Annotated in this window: 18 protein-coding genes and 1 pseudogene; 4 read left to right on the top strand and 15 right to left on the bottom strand. The window is 42.5% G+C overall.

Annotated features, from left to right (window positions below; translation table 11 throughout):
• Positions 1-10: 10 nt before the first annotated feature.
• The 7 genes from PVV70_RS07955 to PVV70_RS07925 all read right to left on the bottom strand — a co-directional run bounded on the left by PVV70_RS07955 (position 11) and on the right by PVV70_RS07925 (position 7,663).
• Positions 11-643 (bottom strand): transglycosylase SLT domain-containing protein, encoded by a 633-nt coding sequence (locus PVV70_RS07955; RefSeq protein ID WP_273758726.1) that lies wholly within the window; start codon positions 641-643, stop codon positions 11-13.
• Positions 640-2,745: a glycine zipper family protein gene (locus PVV70_RS07950; protein ID WP_273758724.1), complete on the bottom strand. Its 2,106-nt coding sequence runs from the start codon at positions 2,743-2,745 to the stop codon at positions 640-642. Before PVV70_RS07950 ends, PVV70_RS07955 begins: the two co-directional genes overlap by 4 nt.
• Positions 2,745-4,124, bottom strand: a complete 1,380-nt coding sequence (locus PVV70_RS07945; RefSeq protein WP_273758723.1) for a hypothetical protein — start codon at positions 4,122-4,124, stop codon at positions 2,745-2,747. The genes PVV70_RS07950 and PVV70_RS07945 overlap by 1 nt, the downstream gene beginning before the upstream one ends.
• 103 nt (positions 4,125-4,227) lie before the next feature.
• Complete coding sequence (locus tag PVV70_RS07940; RefSeq protein WP_273758722.1) at positions 4,228-5,070, bottom strand: hypothetical protein; 843 nt, start codon at positions 5,068-5,070, stop codon at positions 4,228-4,230.
• A gap of 1 nt (position 5,071) precedes the next feature.
• The gene (locus PVV70_RS07935; protein ID WP_273758721.1) at positions 5,072-5,497 is read right to left on the bottom strand and encodes a hypothetical protein; all 426 of its coding nucleotides are present in this window, start codon (positions 5,495-5,497) and stop codon (positions 5,072-5,074) included.
• Positions 5,497-6,954, bottom strand: coding sequence for a hypothetical protein (locus tag PVV70_RS07930; protein WP_273758720.1), 1,458 nt, complete (start codon positions 6,952-6,954; stop codon positions 5,497-5,499). The genes PVV70_RS07935 and PVV70_RS07930 overlap by 1 nt, the downstream gene beginning before the upstream one ends.
• Before the next feature lies 1 nt (position 6,955).
• The gene (locus PVV70_RS07925; RefSeq protein ID WP_273758719.1) at positions 6,956-7,663 is read right to left on the bottom strand and encodes a hypothetical protein; all 708 of its coding nucleotides are present in this window, start codon (positions 7,661-7,663) and stop codon (positions 6,956-6,958) included.
• Between the two features lie 73 nt (positions 7,664-7,736).
• Here PVV70_RS07925 and PVV70_RS07920 point away from each other — a divergent pair, with 73 nt between their 5' ends.
• Positions 7,737-8,045, top strand: coding sequence for a type II toxin-antitoxin system RelE/ParE family toxin (locus PVV70_RS07920; protein ID WP_273719623.1), 309 nt, complete (start codon positions 7,737-7,739; stop codon positions 8,043-8,045).
• Positions 8,026-8,310 (top strand): addiction module antidote protein, encoded by a 285-nt coding sequence (locus PVV70_RS07915; protein ID WP_273719622.1) that lies wholly within the window; start codon positions 8,026-8,028, stop codon positions 8,308-8,310. Before PVV70_RS07920 ends, PVV70_RS07915 begins: the two co-directional genes overlap by 20 nt.
• Positions 8,311-8,345: 35 nt before the next feature.
• Here PVV70_RS07915 and PVV70_RS07910 read toward each other — a convergent pair whose 3' ends face one another.
• From PVV70_RS07910 to PVV70_RS07890, 5 genes and pseudogenes are all read right to left on the bottom strand, one after another.
• Positions 8,346-8,726, bottom strand: coding sequence for a hypothetical protein (locus PVV70_RS07910; RefSeq protein WP_273758718.1), 381 nt, complete (start codon positions 8,724-8,726; stop codon positions 8,346-8,348).
• Between the two features lie 11 nt (positions 8,727-8,737).
• Positions 8,738-9,118 (bottom strand): hypothetical protein, encoded by a 381-nt coding sequence (locus PVV70_RS07905; RefSeq protein WP_273719624.1) that lies wholly within the window; start codon positions 9,116-9,118, stop codon positions 8,738-8,740.
• Positions 9,119-9,138: 20 nt separating this feature from the next.
• Positions 9,139-10,266 carry a N4-gp56 family major capsid protein gene (locus PVV70_RS07900; RefSeq protein ID WP_273758716.1) on the bottom strand — a complete coding sequence of 376 codons (1,128 nt, stop codon included), beginning with the start codon at positions 10,264-10,266 and terminating at the stop codon, positions 9,139-9,141.
• A 94-nt stretch (positions 10,267-10,360) separates the two neighbouring features.
• Positions 10,361-11,269 carry a hypothetical protein gene (locus tag PVV70_RS07895; protein ID WP_273758715.1) on the bottom strand — a complete coding sequence of 303 codons (909 nt, stop codon included), beginning with the start codon at positions 11,267-11,269 and terminating at the stop codon, positions 10,361-10,363.
• 13 nt (positions 11,270-11,282) lie between these two features.
• A pseudogene (locus PVV70_RS07890) lies at positions 11,283-12,557 on the bottom strand (phage portal protein); the annotation flags it as partial.
• Between the two features lie 175 nt (positions 12,558-12,732).
• On the opposite strand from PVV70_RS07890, the gene PVV70_RS07885 reads away from it, so the two are divergent.
• Positions 12,733-13,899 (top strand): site-specific integrase, encoded by a 1,167-nt coding sequence (locus tag PVV70_RS07885; RefSeq protein WP_273758714.1) that lies wholly within the window; start codon positions 12,733-12,735, stop codon positions 13,897-13,899.
• Between the two features lie 207 nt (positions 13,900-14,106).
• Positions 14,107-14,307, top strand: coding sequence for an AlpA family transcriptional regulator (locus PVV70_RS07880; protein ID WP_015856172.1), 201 nt, complete (start codon positions 14,107-14,109; stop codon positions 14,305-14,307).
• Between the two features lie 102 nt (positions 14,308-14,409).
• On the opposite strand, the gene PVV70_RS07875 is transcribed toward PVV70_RS07880, so the two are convergent.
• The 3 genes from PVV70_RS07875 to PVV70_RS07865 all read right to left on the bottom strand — a co-directional run bounded on the left by PVV70_RS07875 (position 14,410) and on the right by PVV70_RS07865 (position 21,883).
• On the bottom strand, positions 14,410-14,811 hold the full coding sequence (locus tag PVV70_RS07875; RefSeq protein WP_273758713.1) for a hypothetical protein: 402 nt from the start codon (positions 14,809-14,811) through the stop codon (positions 14,410-14,412).
• Between the two features lie 179 nt (positions 14,812-14,990).
• On the bottom strand, positions 14,991-15,398 hold the full coding sequence (locus tag PVV70_RS07870; RefSeq protein WP_273758712.1) for a hypothetical protein: 408 nt from the start codon (positions 15,396-15,398) through the stop codon (positions 14,991-14,993).
• Complete coding sequence (locus PVV70_RS07865; protein ID WP_404977265.1) at positions 15,395-21,883, bottom strand: hemagglutinin repeat-containing protein; 6,489 nt, start codon at positions 21,881-21,883, stop codon at positions 15,395-15,397. Before PVV70_RS07865 ends, PVV70_RS07870 begins: the two co-directional genes overlap by 4 nt.
• Between the last annotated feature and the right edge of the window lie 4 nt (positions 21,884-21,887).

The following is a 21,887-nucleotide window of genomic DNA, read 5'->3' as shown; positions in this document are numbered from 1 at the left end:
GGGTTTTATCCTAAATTCCGTAAAAAGCCCGCATGAATTGCGTCATCAAAGGATTATCATCTTCACGCTCTTCTTCTGGAGGCTCTTCCTGTGACGCTAATAATGCTCGTAAAACCTCCAGCAAGTTTGCTCTATCGCCCATACCACCCCGTGCGATAGGACTTGCTCTATAAGGCTGCCCCCCATACATTTGAAAGACACGATTAACAAAATCACTTGCGCGCATTGCGTTATTGCCTGCATTCAAACCAACCGCATTACTCCCAACCAATTGCGCTGCATTGGCATGGGGATTTTGCAAAAGACGCGCGGCTCCTCCTGCTCCTTGTTGATGGGCTAAATACAATTCCGCATCTGTAGGCGCCCTTCCCAACAGACGGCTTAAATGGTTGCGATTATCAAGGGTAAACCGCCCCATGGCATCGGCTGCCTGCATAGGGTCAAAACGGTCTTGCAAACCATATTGTTTGGCGGTGCTGTCTATAAACTGATACAACCCACCCGCAGAAGAGCGTGGATTCCTTGCATTGGGATTGCCGCCACTTTCAACTTGCGCAACACGATATAAATAGCTTTCCGGCAAGCCATATCGCACCGCTGCTTGACGGATCGCTTGATCAACTGAAGAATGATAACGGGTCATTGAGCCTTACTCCTTCCCCATCTGCCCGCTTCTCCCATCAGTACCGAAGAAATGAAATGCAATGTTTTCTCAGTCAAAACTCCCATTTTATGCCAATTTATGAACCTTTGTAACATTTGAGCAACTTCTTGCTGGGTCATACCTTTACCGCCAAAAGTTGCTAACTTTGCTATATCCCGTTCAAATATTTGTTTCTCTTTTTGCGGCAATTTTCTAATCGTATCAGATAAAATATTTTGAGTAATTTTTGCCCCTTCATGTGCTGCACTAACTTTTCCGTGCGGTAAGCGAACTCCTTCTAGAACAGAAGCCTCTGGCGTTCCATGAAATGGCTTTAGCGCTCTTTTCGCCGCATCTTCATAAAATCTTTCATCATCTACAGCTTTCCTAAACGCTTTAACGTTTTTAGGGCTTAAAGACCTGCTAAGATTTTCAGACATGCTCTCGGTTTGTAAAATATTCGAAAGTCTATTAACAGAGCGGGATTTTTTTAATATATCATCGATATAGTCCCTTATCCCTACGCGATAGGTATTAAAACCATCCGGCATCGCTCCTTTACGAAGTCCTTCGGCTATTCCCTCTCCTGAAATATCTTTTTCTGCAATTCTTTTGCCTTGGCTTATGGCTTCTGCAAAGCCTTTGTATTTTGCTGCGCTACCCCGTGCTGCTTTATAAGTAGGAGAGATTTCGTCCGTTATCTTTACCAAATTGTTCTTAATCAATTGGTAACCAGAGCTCTTATCCATATCACCAAAATTTTTATATTTCTCTATCAAATTATCTAGAGATTGCTTAGTTTGGTCTAATAACTCCATTGTGGGCTTATAGTTAATATGGCGAAAATTTTTATCATAAAATCGTTGAGCAATTGCTTTACGTGGGTGTCCTTCTAAGGTATCAACTGCTTCTTTGAGAGCTTCTTGAAACCATTTATTTTTAAAAAGCCTATTAAGAGCTGGATAATATCTTTTTTCTATTGGAGTACGATAGGCTTGTGCATAAAGATGTCCATGTGCTGCTTCCCCTTGCTCTTTAAGCAACCTTTTTAAAACTTTCGTATCTTGGAGAGGAGTAATGTTGTCATCTGCCGATTGACGAAGACGCTGAACGGCTCCCTGCATCCGTCCCTCGTGGGCTCCTTTCAAAAGTGAAGAAACACGCGGATTGGTTTTCCCCATATTCGCAAGCAATACTTCTAAATTCGGACTAATATCTGTCAAAAATGCATGACGTGGCGCACTTGCAAGATGTTCTGCAACATTCTCAACACCATCATCATATAATGTTTTTGCAACTTCTCTCACCGCTTTGGTTTTAACTTCCTTATGAGCAGGATTAAAACGTCCTCCTTTTATAAAAGGAATATGTTGCAATCCATGTCCTACTTTTCTTCCTATCCAAGAAGCTCCTGTACCAGCAAGAGAACCAACTGGAGCAGCAACTCCTCCAATCAAACCACCAACTCCTGCCGAACCAAGACGACCATAAAAACCATCTCCTGCACCAGAGCCATGCAAAGCTCCAGAACCTGCTCCTAAAAGTGCTGCTTTACCAATATTTCCAAATGTTGATAGCGCAGTACCTGCTCTCAAAAATCCAAGCGGAGGGATAAATGAGAGTACTGTTGGTACAATCGAACCAGCAATATAAGCACCATGAGACAACCATGGATGTTTCTTTTCCAAGGCTTTTTGGTAAGCACGTTCCTTAGCTACCCGTCTATTATAGATCTCTTCTGCTCGTTTATCGCCACTCCAATAATCCTTAAAGCCCGCTTCATTCGCCGCTTGTATCTCATCACTATATCCTGCTGTCAAACCAGATGTACCATGACTCCTTAGTGCATCCCACCATGTAAGATCTTTATCATCAAATGAAAAATCAGAGGCTTCACTCTCGCTTATTTCAGGATGTTGTAATGATGTTGTTTCTGTAAAATCGGTGTTATCATTGATAACACGCAAACGATAACGTTTCCCACTTTTAGATATTGCATATTCAGGAATGCCACCTCTAGAATTATCATCGATAACGCGCAAACGATAGCGCTTTCCACTTTTGGATGTTACATGTTTAGAAATGTTAGTGTAAGTATTCATCAATACTCTTCCTTTTCAATACGCTTACCGGTAGCAACATCAATAAATACGGTGATATCATCTCTATCGATACCTTCCTGCATACTCATCTTAGGTATATTTGCACGACCTCCTTGCGATATCGACTGATTAGAATATTGAGCAGAGGGATTTAAACGCCGGCTTACTTTCATTCCATTTGATAACCTATAAATTTCCTCATTATTCAGTCGTTTAAAAAGATCAAACATATCTTTAATTTTTAGCAGCGTTTTATGTAGTTCTTCAGGTTTATCGCTAATATCCAAAGAACCATAAGATGCTACCAACCGCGCACTTTCTTCATTAGATAATGGTCCAACGCCTAATTTCCCGCCATCGCTTTGCTTCTTTATTGCTTCAATCACTCGAGTAAAGACACCGCCTTCAAGCTGTTTGAATTTCGTTCTTAATGATTTTGCATCAGATCCTGGAACATACTGACCGATTGCACCAACTATACCCGCAACCTTGTTGGGGTTCGCATCTATAAGTTGAAGAGCATCATTCACTGTCCCCATAATGTTATCAATTTCTTTTGCTGCTATATCAGCAGCATTTCTCTTATTTATTTCCCACTCTTCTATTTCTTTTTCCTTCTGATTATACTCCAATGCCTGTAGAGTCCCTTCCATCGGTCTCTGTCCACGTTTACCTGTCTGTGGATTGGTATACCATTCATGCCCCGCAAGTAACTTAGGAGTATCATCACCTGTTAACAGTGCACTAAGCATTTGAGGATTACTTGCCATAACCCGCGCTTCTTCTTCACTGTAGCCTTTAGATTTCAGATACTCGACGGTTTGATTAACCTGCCCTCTTTTTTCTCTTTCCATATCACCACGACGAAGATTCATGGCTCCACTGGCTAAACTTTGTGCCACCGTTCCATCTGACAAGGCATAACCAATCCCATAATCCGCTAATCTTTGTAAAAACTCTGGACTCCGTAGATGATCCCAAAAACTCTGTTGAGAACCAGCCGTTTGGTTAGGAGCGACACTCTGTTGTGGTTGTACAGACTTTTGTGGTTCTACCGTTGAAATAGGTTCTGGTAACTGAGCCTGCTTTGGTTGCAATGATGCCAAATCCGAAATTGCATTAGGCAATGGCTCTATATCTTTACCTAAACCTAGAGGATTTTGTTGTGAACCAAAAGTCGCTATAGGTAAAGAAGGTACTGAAGATGGTACATCCGGTTTAAATCCTGCTGGTCTCAAAGACGAACTTACATCTGCTAAAGGGGGAATATTTTTAGCTAAGCCATGTATATTTGGTTGCGAACCAAATGTAGCTATAGACGAAGAAGGGACTAAATAAGGAAAATTATTTTCTTGTCGTTTCGCGTCTTCTCGTGCCATGCGTTGATTTTGCAGAAGTATACGTGACGTCAATGGGTCCATTGCATATATAGACTTAAGAAGTCTTGAGAAAATATTATCACTATTGTTTTCCATAACTATCTCACTTTTTGAATCCAGAAGCAATTTGACCAAGGCTAGCTAAAATCCCTATAGCGTTCTTCCAAGGGTCGTTGCCTTGCATCATTGTACCTGTCAGATTGTTTGTCGTCGTACCGTAATTTCTTGCAAAGCCATGACCAGCATTCATCAACATGTTCAGTCTGTTCCAACCGCTATTGTCTTGCTCTAGCCAACGTTCACGATTAGCATCAACAACTCTCTGATTGTGCGTATCAAGAACACCTCCCCCCTCTATGGCATTGGAATAGGCATTCCCATAACCTTGTAAGAAGTTATTGGAGGCTCCCAATTGATTTTGATTGGCTTGGTCAACCATTGCATTGGCTTGCATCATATTCTGTACATCTTGATTATATTGGTTCGCTGTCGCACTTGTCGACAAAGCACCAAGTTCATTTGCCAATACCCCTGTATGTGCACCAGAACCATAACGACCTGCACCGGCAAAAGAGCTGTTAATCGTATCTCTTACACGCTCTAAGCTATTTTGAAGGGCGGCATTAAAAGAGGGGTTCTGTCCAACCATACCACCCGAAGCCATGCTTCCAAGATTATTGGCTGCCGACGTTGGATTGTAGACCGTATTCATCAAAGAGCGATTTTGATAATGCTGAGGTATGCTGCCAAGTCCACCAATTCCATAGCGCGTTTGATCACTTAATGGGGCAACACGCGGTCCCCCATAAACATTACCACCCGCCCCTATATTATATAGATTATACGCATCCCTACCACCACGCTTAAATACATCTGCCATCCAAGAAGGAGGAGCACTTGTCTGCACCTGCTTCTGTTCTGTCGTTGAGGGTGTTTTACTCCCCATGTCACAATTCCTTCCTATAATAAAGCATCGTTATGCCATAACCTTGTTTGTTCAGAGCACGTTTCCAACCCAAACGACCCAAGATCTCCATTTCAGAAGCGCCATTCTCACGCGCCCAATCCTCTGCAACCTGCAAATTGTCAACTTGATCAAGAACACCCTTCCCACTACATTCACAAATGAGCGCGCGTTTCTTTCCTAAAACTATCTGTTGTATCTGGGTCGTAACAGCCGCTAAAAATCGCTCTTCATCATCCAAAACAAGCCATAACTGTTTCTTGCCCGTGCAAATGGCTTCAATCAATTCCTGCAACGTCATTTCATGTTTGAAACGCTCAACATACCCTCGAAATGACGCAATAATTTCCTCTAGATAAGGCGCTATACGCTCCGTATCCCAAGACGTGGTCAAATAGACTTTTGCCATTACCCTCTGCCTAAAGGACGTAAATCAACATTGAATCCCGTAATCATTGTCCAAGATTCATCTTTAGGAATGCGCAATTTAAAGCGGTGATAACGATTGCGCGAACGACCATGATAAGCACCCGTAGCATAGGAACATTCTCTCTCTTTATGCCATGTGATCGGTGTCTGATGATCGCGAAGACGACGTTCTCCGATACTTAAAAGACCTTGCGTCGTATCAACTTCTGCAAACATCTTCGTGATAAAGTTAAAACTTCCATCCGGTGCCCCCATCTCTTGCGAAACAACCGTTGCCTCCATGGACGCCCCTGTAAACATAACAAGACGATTGTTTTCATCAAAAGCACCAAGCATAGGAGCCCCACTTTGCCAACGGGGACTGTCTAAAGAAGCCGGCAATGTCTCAAGATTGATCGAGATCTCATCTAACTGCTCCAAAGTATAACCTGTCGTAAATACTGGAAACAACGTCAAAGGCTTTCCTTGTAGCGTCGACCATTTCTGTAATCCCCAATCATAAACAAAGGTCGTTTGCTCGTTATTGCCTCTCTTTAATGACCAGTAAATCCGGTTATCAACGGGGTCTATCACTCCTTGCATCTCATCAAGAGCAAGTTTATCAAATGTTTTAAAGACCGTTCTATCAACTTTCTCAAAGCCTATTGGTAAAAGTTGACCATCAAAACTCATCTGATAAAAGCCACCATCACTCGCAAAAAAAGCATCACTGCCTCGACAAGCTATAGAGCCTGCACTGCGCGCTCCTCGCTTGTCTTGAATCTTTTGAAACGTAAAGACTAGCTTAGAACCTGGAACAAAAGTTCCTGCATAAATCGCAGAACGAAGAAAAATGAGAGGATTGGTCGTTTCTGTTGCCCCCTGTACATATTCTCCATCTGGAAAATCTTGAAAATCACAATTTTTCTGCTTAACGGTCCAATGGGTTGCATCATTCAGACCCGACCAATGAATACGATTGGGATTATCTGTCAATTGCATCAAACAAACAAAATCACCCCAAACCTTGACCAATCCTGCTTTCGGTGGACTGCCTCCTAAATCTTCAAATCGTTCAGAACTATGGGTATGAAAAACTTGCGGTTTATCATTTTTATTCACCGCAATAACTCTTTGACCAAACAAGGCAAATGACCATTGATTATCCTCATTTGCCTGATAGGTCACACCGCTTTGGCTAATGTCTTTCCAACCCTGCGTTTGACTATCATAACTATAAAGCTTTTTGGTTCCTCCTACGATAATCTTAACCCCATTACCACTTCGAAACGCTATACACCCCAAAGGCTTTTCTCCCAAAGAACGAGACACAACCATTGCACTAGGCATCGGAATGTAGCCTCCATCTGCCGGTAAAACATTCACAAGCGTATCCGTAAAGCTGCCATTGACGACCGCAACATCGGGGCGGTAATCAGCGATTGGAAAATAAACCATTTTAGAAATCCGTTGGAATTATCCGCGTGACGTTATGACGTTTAGACGTCTCTGCACGCAATTCATGCAACTGCTCGGTAAAGTCATTATAAGCTGCCGTTGCACAATCGGGATCTTTAAGAATATTCTTGTAAAGTTCATATTTTGCACGTGCTTTAATCAAGTCAAACCCATGCACAAACCATGGGTGCTCTTCATCAACACTCTCTATCTCGGATAAACGTTGTGGAGAGAGGATGAGTTGAATCTGATACGCTCTATCCGGTGTGGGATAAAGATGCAATTTCCTATCAAAATAACTGTAACAAACCGGTGTTCCTCGCTGCTCTGATGATAACGAAGACTCTAGAGAAAAAGGACTCCTGCGCTCTAATTCAATCTTATGATGTGGATCAGAACGAAGATAAACGCTCCTTATTTTAACAGCTGTTTCGATATGGTGAGTGTCCGTTGCATCATAGATACCTTTCCCTGCCCGTGTTTCAAACACCACATCACGGCTTTCATTAAAGTAAAAACTTTCTCTCTCACAAAAACGAATAGCAGCAAAAATACTTTCTTGGATTTGTGCGACATACTCGTCCGTAATATCGTCAATCTCATCTTGAATAACAGATATGAGGTGTGAAAGCGTTTTTCTATGGCGATAAACATTTTGACTAGCCGGTATTGGTCCGCCTGTCCTAACCCGAATATATTGACGCGTCATCAAAATACCTTTCCAGTGATACAAAAATTATAACTAACTTGACATTACATACTATGTGCACTACAATGCACTAATGATATTCATTCATAAAACGATAGAATTTGATAATTGGCTTAAGAAACTCAAAGATAAAAAGGCTAAAGCGATTATTCTTCAACGTGTTGTACGCTTAAAACAAGGACTTTTGGGTGATGTTAAATTTTTTAATGGCATAGGTGAATTACGTATCCACTATGGTGCTGGTTACAGAATTTATTTCACAAAAAAAGGCTCTGATTTTATCCTCTTGTTATGCGGTGGAGATAAATCAACGCAGCAAAGGGATATTGAACAAGCGTTAAAGTTAAAAGAGGAGTACAGTGATGAAAATAACCCCATTTAAACCAGAAGAATATCTTGAAGACATTGAAGTACAACAAGCATTTCTCAATGAAGCCTTCAAAACCGGTGACGCCTCTCATATAGCGGATGCCATTGGTATCGTTGCTCGCTCTCAAAATATGCGCGCCTTAGCAAAAGAAACCAATCGCGAACGCAGTGGATTATATCGCTCCTTAAGTAAAACGGGTGACCCCAAGCTTTCTACTTTAGTTGCTGTCTTATCTGCCCTTAATTTACAACTCTCTGTACAGTCTTCTACTTCATAAACTGAAGGAGAGTTAATAAATCTCTCCTCTCAATTTTAGTGATTGGTTACGAATTCAACGACGATACTTGCTTCACCGGCTTGTACCGTTTTGTCTGCTTTAGCATAGAGAGTAAGCTCTTTATCATAAGGAACAAACTCCTTTTGATTGGTAGGCTTAACCTCTTTAACTGCCTGTTGTTTGATTTCTGCTTCCCCAAACTCATTCCCGCCAGCAGTACTGCCTATTTTAACCTTCGTGTCCGAAAACGCCGTCTTAACAAACACCTTAATCGAAGTTATTAAAGCACCACGTGGCAAGATGCCTATTCTCATCGCGTTTTCTTTATCTTCATGGCTAAAATTAAGACGCAAAAAGCTTACCTGCTGCGTATGTAGATTTCTCCCCTGTAAGGGAGGTGGTAAATGATCTGCCATGTCTTATCCCCTTAATGATTTGTTATGAATTGCACGACCACAATACATTCACCAGCATCTGTGGTTTTATCCCGTGTTGCATAAAGGGTCATCTCTTTATCCTCTGGAGCAAAAACCTTTTGATCTGTTGGTGTAAAATCCTGTGTTCCTTGGGCTTTGATATCTTTTTCGCCAAACTCATTGCCCCCATAGGTACTGCCAATCTTTAACTTCGCCTCAGAAAACGCTGTCTTCACAAACGTTTTAATTGAAGTAATCAAAGCACCTCGAGGCAAAATTCCGATTTTCGTTGTGAGATGCTTCTCTTTATGCGAGATATTCAAACGCAAAAAGCTTACCTGTTGGGTGTGAAGATTTCTTCCCTGTAATAAAGGTGGTAAATGATCTGCCATGTCTTTTTTCCTCCCTACGATTAGTTATCTGGTTCACCACTGTAGGTAGGAATAACAATCGTTCCAAAATCTTGCGCTGCTTGAGAGCTATTTGGAAATTTGAAACGGGTTTTCTTCATGCCAATCAGTGTTTTCGCAGACAAACCATAGTAACGTTGATAGTCAAAATGCTCTTCCACCAATTTATAGCGATTGACATTGCGATTATTTCCAAAAGCCATAACAATACTTTGTGCACCAAGCAAAACAGCGCGACGTACACTTTTTTTCGCTGTATGATCTGTTGATTTAACACCATGGGTTACATGTTCAGATTCACGTAAAATCACACCATTATACATGCCTAGAGAACCATCAAAAATCGGGTTCTTTGCACGCGAACCTGTGTAAGCAGCTTTCTGAATATCAAGCCACTGACCAGTCTGCGTATTGGTACGTAATTGCATCACTTGTGTTGGGTGCAAATAGAGTACATAAACACTTTCCCCATTCACACGCACTGGTCGAATTTTGGGGTTAGCAAGTTTTGCCATTTTTACGGCTTCATCAATAAGCTTTAAACTAAAGCTGTGTTTTGATGCTTCACTTAGATCTTCATCCTTGGTTTTCGCATCTGGACGGATAATGCGCTTACTGCTTGGTGCCAGAGGTTCATTAAATCCATAATGCACATTCTCGATATCGATCATCCGATCTTCAAAAGAGATTGTCCTTGCTGTATATCCGCAAGCTTGAATGAAAAACATCATGCTTAAGCGATCTGCATACCAGTCAACCAAACCATCTTTTGCTTCGTCACGTAAATCAAACGTTGTACGTTGTTGTGCTATACTCCCTTCATTTTCTACACGAACTGCATGCGAAAGCTCGTCAATGTATAGTCTGTCATGAAGGAATTGTAATGCCTCTTCATTCCCTTCAAGCGTCTGTCCAGAAGTGACACCCCGTCCCAAAAGCTGTGTCCGTAAGCTAAACGTAACACAGTCCCCTCTGCCTTTCTGTGTTTCGGTTTTAAGTTGAATAATGCTGTTTGACCCCTTGCCTATAAGGGGGGCAATAGGGATCGCTTTTGAAACTTCTGTATTTAATAATTTTGACCACGTGCTTATTGCATGAGGATCATCTGCTCTAACTGTTGTTAATGCCATTGATTTTACCTTTCTTTGCTGTAAAAAAAACCGGCTTTAAAGCCGGACCATAACCCTGCATAAAAAGCAGGCTCGTTGTTATAAAAATGCGCGCTTAATACCCATTACCTGCACCATGCAATTGCCGAAAAATCGCTTTATTTTTCGGATTGGATATCCAAACGTCAAATTCTTCTTCTGACATCTTATCAATGCTTGCTAAAGTCATTGGTCCAACATTGCCTCCTCCACCAGATGCCGTTAAGGTTCGCGCAGAATTCTGACGACTTTGAAGCGCTGCAACTTGATTATTGGCTTGGATCGCTTGGTTTTGATAACCAAGATTTTGCGCTATCCTATAAAGCTCTTCTGCCGGATTAATCCCTTTTTGGGCGCAAGTTGCTACAATTGTACGCAATTCATCCCCTATAATCGCATCTATCGTGCTCTTTTGTGCATAATCCGGATAAACAGAGGACCATGCATTCAACTGCTTTGCACGCGTCTCATAAAGAAAATTTGCTGCCGCATCAAAATCACTGTACTTCTTCTTCGCAGTTTCAGCAGAACTTTCTAAAAACTGGTTCAAATGTCCATTAAATTCTTGGTATTCAATGGCTTGTCTTTGTTCTTCTTGCTGTGCACGAATATACGCATCTTGCTTTTGAATCTTATCTAACATCCACGTTAATGCGAGAATTGGGTCCTCACGTAAGTCTGGGGGCGCACTTTCTCCTTCAACTTTCGGCATTTGGGATTGTGCTTCGTAGAACCTTTTAAGCGCTTCACGCGCCTCATTAGCTTTTTGCTCCACACGCTGTTGCTGCTCTATACTAGGAACGATTTCTGAAGGCTTTTCAACGGGCTCTGTAATCGGCTCTGGAGATGTTGCATCATGGCTCTCAACTGTCTCGACCTCATGATCAACATCAAAAGAGCTCTCATCATCATCAAAAACCGGTGCTCCAACCCTATAATCTTCATTCATACCTTCATTCATCACTTCGTTCATTTCTGCATTCATTCTCTAACCTCTCTTAAATGCTTCTTCCCCTGTACGTTGCGGCTCTCTCCCGCATAATCTGATTTTGCGCTCGTTCATTAAGAATACGCTCCCGTTCAAGCTCATGGCGTTGTTGCATCAATTCCGCTTCCAATTTTGCTCTCTCTTGACGCATGACCAATTCAAGCTGCTTTCCTTGTAAATCCATCTGTTGCATCTGACTTTTAGCAGCAATATCCTGCTGCTTTTCTTGCAACTTCATCTCTTGTTCTGGATTCATTTGCTGTTGTTGGGCTTGTTGTGCCATTTGCTGCTGTTGCATCTTCTCACTTACACGATTAAGCAGAGACGCAGGCAATGGTGAATAACGAAGTAAATCAAGCATGATATCCGGTGTAACGGCATTTTGAAGCAACGGTAACAGCTGCGTAATAATGCCAAAGGTACGCTCTTTTTCGTTCGGACTGGTTGGCGCATCGTCTACCACAATATCATAATCAACACTCATGACAGCTTCACGCGTTAAGGGAATATATTGTGCATTCTCCTCTCCCGATATCCGTACCAAGCGACCATCTGACAGATAATTCTGTATCAAGTGCAAAATAATCTTGCCCTGCCTTTTGCGATACAAACGCAAACCATCAAACAAACAAGCAAGCAAATTAAGACTGGATTGACGCCGTTGTGCCTCTAAAATCCCTGCTTGTGAAACTTCTCTCGTTCCAATAAACTCGGGCGATAAACCCGTAACTTGATTAATCGCTTCTTTCGCTTCATTAAACAGTTGGAAAAAACCGGTTGGAAATTGCGCTACGGGTTTGGGTTGTATTTTACCACCAGCCAAAGCGCCATTTTTCAAAACCGTAATACTATCTACCCTGCTCCAACTTTTTACCGCTTCTCGCTCGTCTTCAAATGCCCCCTTCTCTGCCATTATCCCGCCTTTGGATTGGCTGTTGAGAATGTGCATGACTTGACTAAAATATTTATTTGCCCAGCGTTGCGGATCTTTTGTCGGTCTTACAACCCCATAAAATTGCCGTTCTATCTTATCAAAATACCCCGTGATACACTCCCAACCCAATTGACCCGCAGGAACTAAAGGTTGATCGGGCGTTTCAAGCAATTTTCTTCCTAAAAAAGCGCGTTTAACAACCTTTTTATTGAAAGCCGCCCCTTGGATATCGGGCATCATACATTGGAGTTGCTTAAACTCCTCTTCGCTGTAATCACGAAGTTCTCCCGTTTCTAAATCGGGCGCCTTGTAATATTTCTCGCTTTCAAACCAACGGCATTCAACAAGCGTTCAAGACATTGATTTATAATGATATTTCACTGTTTTGCATGTTGAATGAGAGTCCCGAATAACGTAAGATTCTCTCATTTCAAATCTGTTTATCTTGAATCAATCAAAATCACTCATTTGCACATAACAAGTGGGATGAGTGTGTGGATAAAATTTGTATAAGAAAGGAGTAAAAATGGTCCTTATGAACCGTCTTAATGCAAGGGCTGTCGCAACATTGGGGGCTGGCAAATATAATGATGGTGCCGGCTTGTTACTTCATAAGCGTAAAGATGGAGGTGCTCAATGGATTTTACGGTATACCCTTCACGGGCGTCGTCGCGAAATGGGCTTGGGTGCTTTAAGAGATGTCTCTTTAAAACAAGCACGTGAATTGGCAACTGGGTGGCGCTCTGTTCTTCGTGAAGGGCGTGACCCTATTAAAGAACGCGATAAACAAAAGCGTGAGGCAATAAGTAATCTCCATTATTTAAAAGATATTGCTTTAGATGCTTTTGAAAGTCGTAAAGCTGAATTAAAAGGGGATGGTAAAAATGGTAAATGGTTTACACCTTTACGCCTTCATATTCTTCCCAAATTAGGCTGTTTGCCCGTTTCAGAGATTACACAAACGGAGATACGTAATACGCTTGCTCCCATTTGGCATACAAAAGCTGTAATTGCTCGAACAGCATTGATACGTCTTAATCTTTGTCTCAAACACGCGGCTGCGTTAGGTGTAGATGTTGATTTACAAGCTGTAGAAAAAGCAAAAGCTCTCTTAGGAAAACAACGCCATAAGGTCACTAATAGACCAGCCATGGATTGGAGAGATATACCGGCTTTTTATAAAACACTCTGTGAAGCATCAACCATAACACAACTGGCTTTGCGGTTTCTTATTCTGACAGGCGTTCGTACCAATCCTTTGCGTCATATTCGTGAAGATCAAATTGAAGATGATGTCTGGACCATACCTGCTGAGAATATGAAAGGAAAGCGTGATACAACAAAAGAATTTCGCGTGCCCTTATCAACAGAGGCATTAGAAATTTTAAAACAAGCGCGCTTGCTTTCTCGTAATGACTTCTTTTTTTCTGCAACCGGTCGGGGACCTCTTGCTGAGAAGTGTATGGCTCAATATATGAGAGATAATAAACTTGATGCCTGCCCCCATGGATTTCGTTCTAGTTTACGCGATTGGCTTGCTGAAACAACAGACGCCCCCTATGAGGTCGCTGAAACCATTCTAAGTCATACGGTCGGAGGACAAGTAGAGCGTGCCTATCGTCGCACTGATTATCTAGAACAGCGCCGTGTCTATATGGATAAATGGGCGGCATATGTCACGGGTCAATCTTAAGATATGGGGTGCATAACCCCATGATCTGTGGATAACTTTAGCTCTCTTCTCTCTCATTCTTTCTCAATAAGATTCATCACGTATCACATCAGAAATTATATGATAAAATATTGTTTTCTATGAATAAAACATCTTTCTAAATGAACCAAAATGTGGTTAATAAATAGTTATGATTTGTTCTCATTTTTTGATAGAAAGGATTTTAGTATGACAGAAAATGATATTCTTTTAACAGACCGTGAAAGTGCAAAATTGCTTCATATGAGTGTCTCAACATTCCGCCGCCATGTTACCAATGGCTCTTTGCCAAAACCTTTAAAATTTGGTTTTTTATCGCGTTGGTTACAATCAGATCTTTTGAATGTCATCGAACAAGCAAAACAGCAACGTTATAACGACGCAGCATAAAAAGAAAACCTTGTCACGTAAGAACGGACAAGGCTTTCTCAAACTCATCAACCTAGAGCTTTATTTGGTGTAAATTCAAGGCTTTCTCTGCTGAAGCAAGACTTAAGGCTGGCATTCAAGTTGTTCTGAATGTTTTTTACAATAAGGGCTATTTAAGCGTCTCTCAACACTTCGCTGAGGCGTGATAGAACCACTAAGAGGATACACCGGAATCCTATCATCTTGACAATTTTCACACCACTTTCCATTTTCACTTCTATAGTGGAAGCCAGATTGAAGCATACAAGTATGAATTATTGCCCATTCACCGAAACCTAATCCACTATTTTCTGTATCGGCATTATAAGGAGTTGGCTTACCACACTCTAACAATGCTTTTGCTACTTCAGTAGAATCTGCATCTGGCTTTTGCCATATAACAAAGTATCTTGAAGGAGGCTTTGAGTCACATCCAGCGATACTTAACAAAGCCATGCAACTCAACAGTTTTAAGATTTTCTTCATTTTCCCCTCTTTCAATGGATTTATTTACGATAAAACAGCTCGGAAGCTTGTTGATATTTTCTGTCACCGCTGCTGAAAACAACAGTGAACAATATTGAAATGGTTAGTTGAGGAAACAATCCCGCCATTCCAAACGAAGGCAAGGATGGCGGATTGTTGATCATTACAAACAGCAAGATTTAAGGCTGGCATTCATCCGCATTTTTATACCTTTTACAAAATGGGCTATTTAAGCGCTTCTCAACACTTCTCTGTGGGATGACAGCACCAAACTGACAAATGGGAAGGTTTTCTTCTCTAAATGTATAACACCAGTTTCCTCTCCCTTTATAATGGAATCCTGATTGAACCATGCAAGCATAAATTGTTGCATCCTCATTAACACTAAGCTTTCTATTTTCTGAATCAGCATCAATAAGACTCGGCATTCCACATTCTAATAAGGCTTTTCCTACCTCAGTAGAATCTGCACCTGCCTTCTCCCACATACTCACGTACTCTGGAGGACTGCTGTCAATTTTTGATATGTCACATCCAGTCACACTTAATAGGACTATACCACTCAATAATTTTAAAATTTGTCTCATTTTTTCTTCCATAAATGATCTAAAGTCGAATAAATTGAATGAATTTGTTTAGTAGGAGATGTTCCATAATTAGTTATACACGCTTTACTTGCATCACCATAACAATTATGGGGACTAGGATCATAACCACCTAACGCCCTCCCTCCCTCTATCAATGGAGAGGTTGCTGTAGTCAATAAACTGTTTCCTACAAACAGCGTCATATATAAAGGATTTTTTATACCTTTCTCCAAAAGTGAAACATCTAGATTTAAAGGTACTTTATAAAAAGTAGGTGCATTGTAACCAAACAACGTACTAATAGGGTCAGATGCATGGCTTTGTAAGTAAACATGATCATTTTTGCCATCGCTTACGACATATAATGCATTCGCTATCGATTGAGCATGATCCGCTGGTCCATAAAGATAAATATCTGTTTTTTCTGCTATACCGTGGATGCCGCGCTTTTCAAAGTCACGTAGTCCATTGCCTACTGTTAAGCTACCACGACTATGCGCACTAATAATCGCCCCATCATTACCATAACGAGAGGCAAAATCTTGGAATTTCTTGGTCGAATTACTCCATCCCCCAAAATACTCATAAATTGCTACCCCGAACTCTACTAGCTTATCTTTAGCTTGGGGGTGGTAGGTAAAATAAAGGGGTTCATGCGCATTATCAGCCATTTTGACGGCATTACGGGCTGCTTCATCAGATGAATTAGAAATACCATTATAGAACATACGCCTGTTGCCATCAGAGCCTTTTTGTAAATGATTTTCTTCCTCTGGTTTTAAAAAATGATACAAAACAATATTTTTTCCATCATTGCCTTTTATAGGTTTTCCATTGTCATCAGTTAAATAGAGGGTATTGCCATTTTCATCATGCGCAACCTCACCCACTGGGTGGGCAACATAATATGCCATTTTACGCACTTTATCCCAATAACCAAATCCCTCATCGGAGAAATCATTGATCATGTCTAAGCGATTATGCACTGCTCCTTCAAGCGGTGTGGCGTCTATCGGTGCGACAGCTTGGTGGGCTGCTGCGGTGTTGCGGTTGAGTGCATCAATGATTTGTCCAGCATCTTGCCCCATCGCCCTCTGATTGGTTTCACCGGTTAAGATGATGGTGCCATCGCTGATAGCCGATTTGGTTTCTCCTTCTGCGCTATCCTTGGCTTTTCCGTGATTTAAAACATTTTTGACAATGTTTTTTACCGTATCGTTCCCAGAAAGGCTAAAACCATGGCTGCTGGCTTGCGCATGGGCACTGTTGGTAATATCACTGGTGCTGATGCTTCCAGTGGTCAGACTGTTTTTGTCCGCCGAGGCTGTGCTGGAAATAAGTCCTCCGGTCAGCGTTGTTTTATCTTTAACGTTGATCTTAAAGCCACCATCACCGGTTTTGATGCCTGATTGTTCCATAACACTATGATAATCGCTGGAGGATTTATCCTTTTGGAAAGAGGCGCTCATGGAGCCCCCACCACCCGTTTGTCCAGCGCCAAACCCAACAGAAACAGAGTTTTGCTTACTGGAAGTTTTTCCGGTATCGCTCTGGCTAGTAATGGTGAAATCACCAACAACACCCATCTCTACACGGTTTGCAGAAACTACAGCGCCTGCTAGTGTGGTGTTCCCTCCACTATTGCTATGAACAGTGCCGGTGCCTATAATATGGCTGTTCTTGTGGTGCACTTCATCACTGGAACCTTCCCCTTGACTAAAAGCAGCACTGCCTGTTGCCCCTGCCCCCCCCGTGCCATAACCATAGCCCACACTCATGGAAGTATTTTCACTGCTGTTTTGTGTGCTCTGCGTGTTTTGTGCACTTTCAAAGGTGATATTTTGCCCCGCTATCATATTAATATTTCCGCTCTGTGCATCATTGTTCAGCACATAAATCGGGTTTGTACCTGCAATAATATCGCTCCCCTCACCATGGATGTTTCCTTTGTGAGCATTTATGTTAACAGAACGCCCCCCTTCTATTGTCGTCGTCGTCGCTGTGGAGACTTGAGAAGAGGCTTCTGCTTTCTCACTCTTAAAGCCCACGCTCACACTGCCAGAAGCACCAGACATATTGGCAAGAACATCCTTGGTGGAGCCCCCCATACTTCCTAATGGGCTGCTCAGTCCTTTGGTTATATTTCCCCTTTCCCCTGTATTACCACTCAACCAATCAACAAACTCCCTGCCTTTGGTAAAGAGGTGATTGATTTTCATGCCGGTCAGGATGCCATTCATAACTGTGTTATTTCCATCCTTATTATTCATGCGGTCTGCTGAATCTTTTAAGCCTTGTACCGTACCAAGGACACCAATATCCGCAGAGGCTGTCACACCGGCAAAGGTTTTTTCATGCTTTTCTTGTGCATTAGAGGTATCATCAGCTGCTGAAAACGTCACGTTATTGCCTGCATCGATGTTGACATCACGGTCTGCCGAAACATTTGCCGCTTGAAAATTCACATCATTGCCGGCATTAAAATTTGCATCATTGCCCGCATGGAAATTGGACGGCGTATTCGTCTTTTCCCATTGATCGCCCGTATCTTTATTGCTCTCAACCCCAACACCAATAGAGCCACCACTTTTGTTCTTTTCAAACTGAATCCCAAAACCTGTACGTTCTTCCTTTGAGCTTGTGCTATGGCTATTGTGACCAGGCAAAACATTCACATTATGGACTGCCGAAACATTAATATTTTCCTCTGCGGTAAAGTCAGAACCTACCACGTTCACATCGTCTTTTTTGGCGGTGATGGTAATATTTTTACCATTGAGCGAAGAGCCTTGATGTTCAAAACTTTCTTCATTCTCTGTCTTTGATTCACTCCCAAATATCGAAACAAAGCCCTTGCCTGATCCCACACCAAAACCCGTTTCATGGGTTTCTGAATGGCTCTCATGGTGATCTGTCATGCCATCAATCGTCACGCTTTGTCCTGCCACATTGATATCTTCATTGGCAATCATATGAGAAGCTGTGATTGTGGTCTCTTTGTCTGATTGCGTAATAATGTTGCCCGTCGCCCCAAGGATAGAGGAAACCGTTGTGCTATGTGATTGAGATTTATCGGAAGATTTTTCATGCAAAAAGCCACTTTTTGAGGATTGTGCTTGTTGATCATACTTCTCTTGCGTCCCTTTGATGAGAATATTGCCACCAGAGTGAATGGTAATATCCGCTTGTTTCTGTTCTCCTGGTGTTTTTTCTCCCTGTGCGTTTTCTGCTAGTGTTGCCTCTTGTTTGCCAGCAAGCAGCATAGAGCCAATGATTGTTGTATCTTTTTCCGATTCAATCGCAACGCCTTTGCCCCCTGTTATGAGTGAACCCACAACTTCTGTCGCATCAACCTTGTTATGCTCAGATTTGCTGCTACTAAACACCCCACCCTCTTTGTGGTACGACATCTCATAGTGTAAGCTATCCTCTGCATTATTGATGAGAATATCATTGCTACCTTTCAACCCTACCTTGCCATCAGCCGCAATGGAACTACCTGTGATAGTGAGATCATGCGGCTTGCCATCCTGCCCTGCAATGACCGTGGTATCACCTCCCGATTTTATCGAAGAGCCAACCGCATGAGAGGCTTGCATATCTACTTTCGTGTTTTTGGCGCGAAGATGATATTCCATTTCATCGTTTCTCACCCCTATTGTTATCTCCCCTTGGGCGCCAAGACCAACATTGCCCTTCGCATCTATATCGGAAGCAGCCATATGGATATCCTGCCCTGAGATGACAGTGGTATCTTTTCCAGAACTTAAATGAGAGCCATTGTGCACGGCGACATGAGAAGTTTGATCCCCGCGACGGCTATTGGCACTGTTGCGCGTGGCATCAATCGAAACATTCCTCTCAGCCTGTAAGGAAAGATTATCCTTTGTTTGAACATCAGAGCCTAAGATATTCAAATCTTTTCCAGAGAGAAGTATCGTCGAGCCTCCGGAGTTGACTTCTGATTTATGATGCATGGTGGCATCACCCTGTTCATCATGGTAATGGGTTTCTGCTGAACCGATCGTCAAGTTGCCCTGTTCTGTAGCCATGGCAAAATCGCCCCCGGTGGTGATCCCCACCCCTGAGGCTGTGATATCTTGTTTAGCAATCACGCTCGCATTGCCCCCAGCAGAAAGCGCCTCGGTGTTTAAAACGGTCTCCACGCCGTCAACCGTTGTGCGCCCTGCATCCAAACGAATATTCTTCTGTGCAACTAAAACAGCATCACCACCCGCCGCAAAATGCCCCCCTTGACTGAGGATATCCCCACCATGCACATGCAATTGGTGGTTTGCCGCAATCCGCCCTGAATTGGTTATCGTGGAATTGCTCGTATTTTGGCTGGTGATATTGACATCATCGCCCATGATCAAAGCCCCAGCAGAAACAAAGGAGGCTCTGTCTTTTTCAGGGATATAAAGCACCGGTGCATAAACATCCATGCCCTTGACCTGTTGGCGCACATAAATCACCATCGGCGCTTCTAGGGACGCCAATTGTTCTTCACTCAAAGCCTCACCAAAAGTCAAATTGTGTGTTTTTGCATAGTCTGCCCCGACATCCAGCAAAGTTTTGACTTGTTCAATGGCATCACTTCCAGGAATAAAGGAGCCCTTGCCCAAACCTTGACCAACAAGATCACGCATTTGTTTTTCAATCAATTCCTTTTCGAAATAAGCATCGCCTAAGAAAAAAATCTCTCTGTCAGGATTGTAGCCAATTCTGTTCAAATAATAAGCTGAGCCATAAAACTTGCCAACATCAAGAAATTCTGCCCGCGTTTCATAAAGGAAATTCTGGTTGGGCAGCGTGCCCCCAACCCCACCCGATTGGGGCTTTGGTAAAGGAAGCCCCTCAGAAAGTTCCCCTGCATTATTGAGATCTACTTTTGGTGTAAAGAGAGCACCAGCCCCAGTTAAACCACTTAATGCCTCCAGTGGGTTGCCTCCAACGGTTTTTGCTTCAAAATGCGCATCCCCTGTAATCGAACCTTCCGCTGCCGTGTTATTGAGTTGATCGACCACCAGATTTAAAGTGCCACCCGCTTGAACAAGACCAGGAACGCTCTCCAAAGCTTCTGAACCAATCTGGCGATCCTTGCCATTGGCTATATCTAAAGAAACATCGCGGCTTCCATCAGCTTTATAGCCATAACAACTGTCTGTATAAGCCTGACAACCAAGATAGGTTTTTTTATAAGCCGTTGCCCCCAAATTGGTCAGCACATTGGCGTGGATATCAGCATTTCCCCCTGCTTCTATGAGACTATAATGGTTGTCAATATTATCAGCGTTAATGATGAGATTGCCACTAGATTGTATCATCCCCTGAACCGTCGGTTTATGCGAAAACCCTTGCGTGACAGTCTTTTCTGTCATGTGTGACCAATTTTCGTTTATTGACTCGAACCATCCTCCCTTCCGCCGAGAACCATTCCAGGAATACTGTTCTATGCCTTTTCTGCTATCATTATATTCCCAAGTAAAAGCCTTATAGACTGTTCCATCGCTTAAAATTGCAGTGCCATAGGTTTCTTCTTTGCTCGCCCAAACCTGCTGTTCAAATATAAAATTCTTCTTATCACTACCAAACGGCCACTTAGAAAGCTTTCCTTTGCCCCAGCTATTCGATCTCGTATCATGATATAAATCCCTACCATCGAGAAAATTATATTTGTCTGGTTTTTCGAATGCGACGGCGACTTCTTCCGTTTTTTCCGTGATGAGGGGTGTGCTATCGGCTTCGTTTTTGAGAGTTTTGGTTTGGATATTTAAGTTTCCACCAGCTTGAATAAAGCCCGCTTTATTAACAAGGGAAAGGCTTTTTCCTGTGCCAGCTGCATTGGTAAAAGATAAATCACCTTCTGCCATTATGGCACCAAAATCATTCAACAAAGCCCCATCAACTTGTAAAGCACCATTGCCCTTCACATAGATTAAGCCCGTTTTGCTGTTGGTCACATTGCCCGTCACGCTAAAGACTAAATTCTGCCCCGATGCCAATTGACCGCTATTTCCAAGCTCCCCCGTTTTGATCACAAAATCTCGTGCCGCTAAAACAGAAGTTGCCTGATCCACCATAACGCCTGGAGCAACAAAGAGAATATCTCCAGTCCCACCCTCATCTGTCACGGCTTGGAGCCGCGCATTGTGAATATCAAGGGCATTGGTGCTTTGAAAGTCTAAACCGCCATAAGTCAATTCGCTGCCCGAGACATCAATATGATCTGCAATTAAATACAGCGTTTGCGGCGTGTAAATATGAGAACGATTATTGCTTAAATCCAGTGTCGGTGCTGTCAACCTCACATCCCCCAGAACAGACAGCACATTCTCAACACTGATCCCTCCTGATACCGATGTCAATGTGGCTGTGCCATAGCCAATGACCTGATCATAATAGATGTCGTTGCCTGCAAAAATTTCAATATTGCCACCACTGGCAATCTGACCAACCTTCACCCCTTCTTTTGCTGTAATCAAAAGA

The sequence above is a fragment of the Bartonella sp. AU55XJBT genome (genome assembly GCF_028618525.1).
This window is presented reverse-complemented; position numbering and strand designations above follow the sequence as displayed.

What these genes read in the sequence shown, in the direction of transcription:
- PVV70_RS07950 (WP_273758724.1), bottom strand. Translation starts at nt 2,745, where the DNA reads ATGAATACTTACACTAACATTTCTAAACATGTAACATCCAAAAGTGGA.
- PVV70_RS07885 (WP_273758714.1), top strand. Translation starts at nt 12,733, where the DNA reads ATGGTCCTTATGAACCGTCTTAATGCAAGGGCTGTCGCAACATTGGGG.
- PVV70_RS07930 (WP_273758720.1), bottom strand. Translation starts at nt 6,954, where the DNA reads ATGGTTTATTTTCCAATCGCTGATTACCGCCCCGATGTTGCGGTCGTC.
- PVV70_RS07955 (WP_273758726.1), bottom strand. Translation starts at nt 643, where the DNA reads ATGACCCGTTATCATTCTTCAGTTGATCAAGCGATCCGTCAAGCAGCG.
- PVV70_RS07935 (WP_273758721.1), bottom strand. Translation starts at nt 5,497, where the DNA reads ATGGCAAAAGTCTATTTGACCACGTCTTGGGATACGGAGCGTATAGCG.
- PVV70_RS07940 (WP_273758722.1), bottom strand. Translation starts at nt 5,070, where the DNA reads ATGGGGAGTAAAACACCCTCAACGACAGAACAGAAGCAGGTGCAGACA.
- PVV70_RS07925 (WP_273758719.1), bottom strand. Translation starts at nt 7,663, where the DNA reads ATGACGCGTCAATATATTCGGGTTAGGACAGGCGGACCAATACCGGCT.
- PVV70_RS07880 (WP_015856172.1), top strand. Translation starts at nt 14,107, where the DNA reads ATGACAGAAAATGATATTCTTTTAACAGACCGTGAAAGTGCAAAATTG.
- PVV70_RS07945 (WP_273758723.1), bottom strand. Translation starts at nt 4,124, where the DNA reads ATGGCACGAGAAGACGCGAAACGACAAGAAAATAATTTTCCTTATTTA.
- PVV70_RS07900 (WP_273758716.1), bottom strand. Translation starts at nt 10,266, where the DNA reads ATGGCATTAACAACAGTTAGAGCAGATGATCCTCATGCAATAAGCACG.
- PVV70_RS07875 (WP_273758713.1), bottom strand. Translation starts at nt 14,811, where the DNA reads ATGAAGAAAATCTTAAAACTGTTGAGTTGCATGGCTTTGTTAAGTATC.
- PVV70_RS07895 (WP_273758715.1), bottom strand. Translation starts at nt 11,269, where the DNA reads ATGAATGCAGAAATGAACGAAGTGATGAATGAAGGTATGAATGAAGAT.
- PVV70_RS07905 (WP_273719624.1), bottom strand. Translation starts at nt 9,118, where the DNA reads ATGGCAGATCATTTACCACCTTTATTACAGGGAAGAAATCTTCACACC.
- PVV70_RS07920 (WP_273719623.1), top strand. Translation starts at nt 7,737, where the DNA reads ATGATATTCATTCATAAAACGATAGAATTTGATAATTGGCTTAAGAAA.
- PVV70_RS07910 (WP_273758718.1), bottom strand. Translation starts at nt 8,726, where the DNA reads ATGGCAGATCATTTACCACCTCCCTTACAGGGGAGAAATCTACATACG.
- PVV70_RS07870 (WP_273758712.1), bottom strand. Translation starts at nt 15,398, where the DNA reads ATGAGACAAATTTTAAAATTATTGAGTGGTATAGTCCTATTAAGTGTG.
- PVV70_RS07915 (WP_273719622.1), top strand. Translation starts at nt 8,026, where the DNA reads ATGAAAATAACCCCATTTAAACCAGAAGAATATCTTGAAGACATTGAA.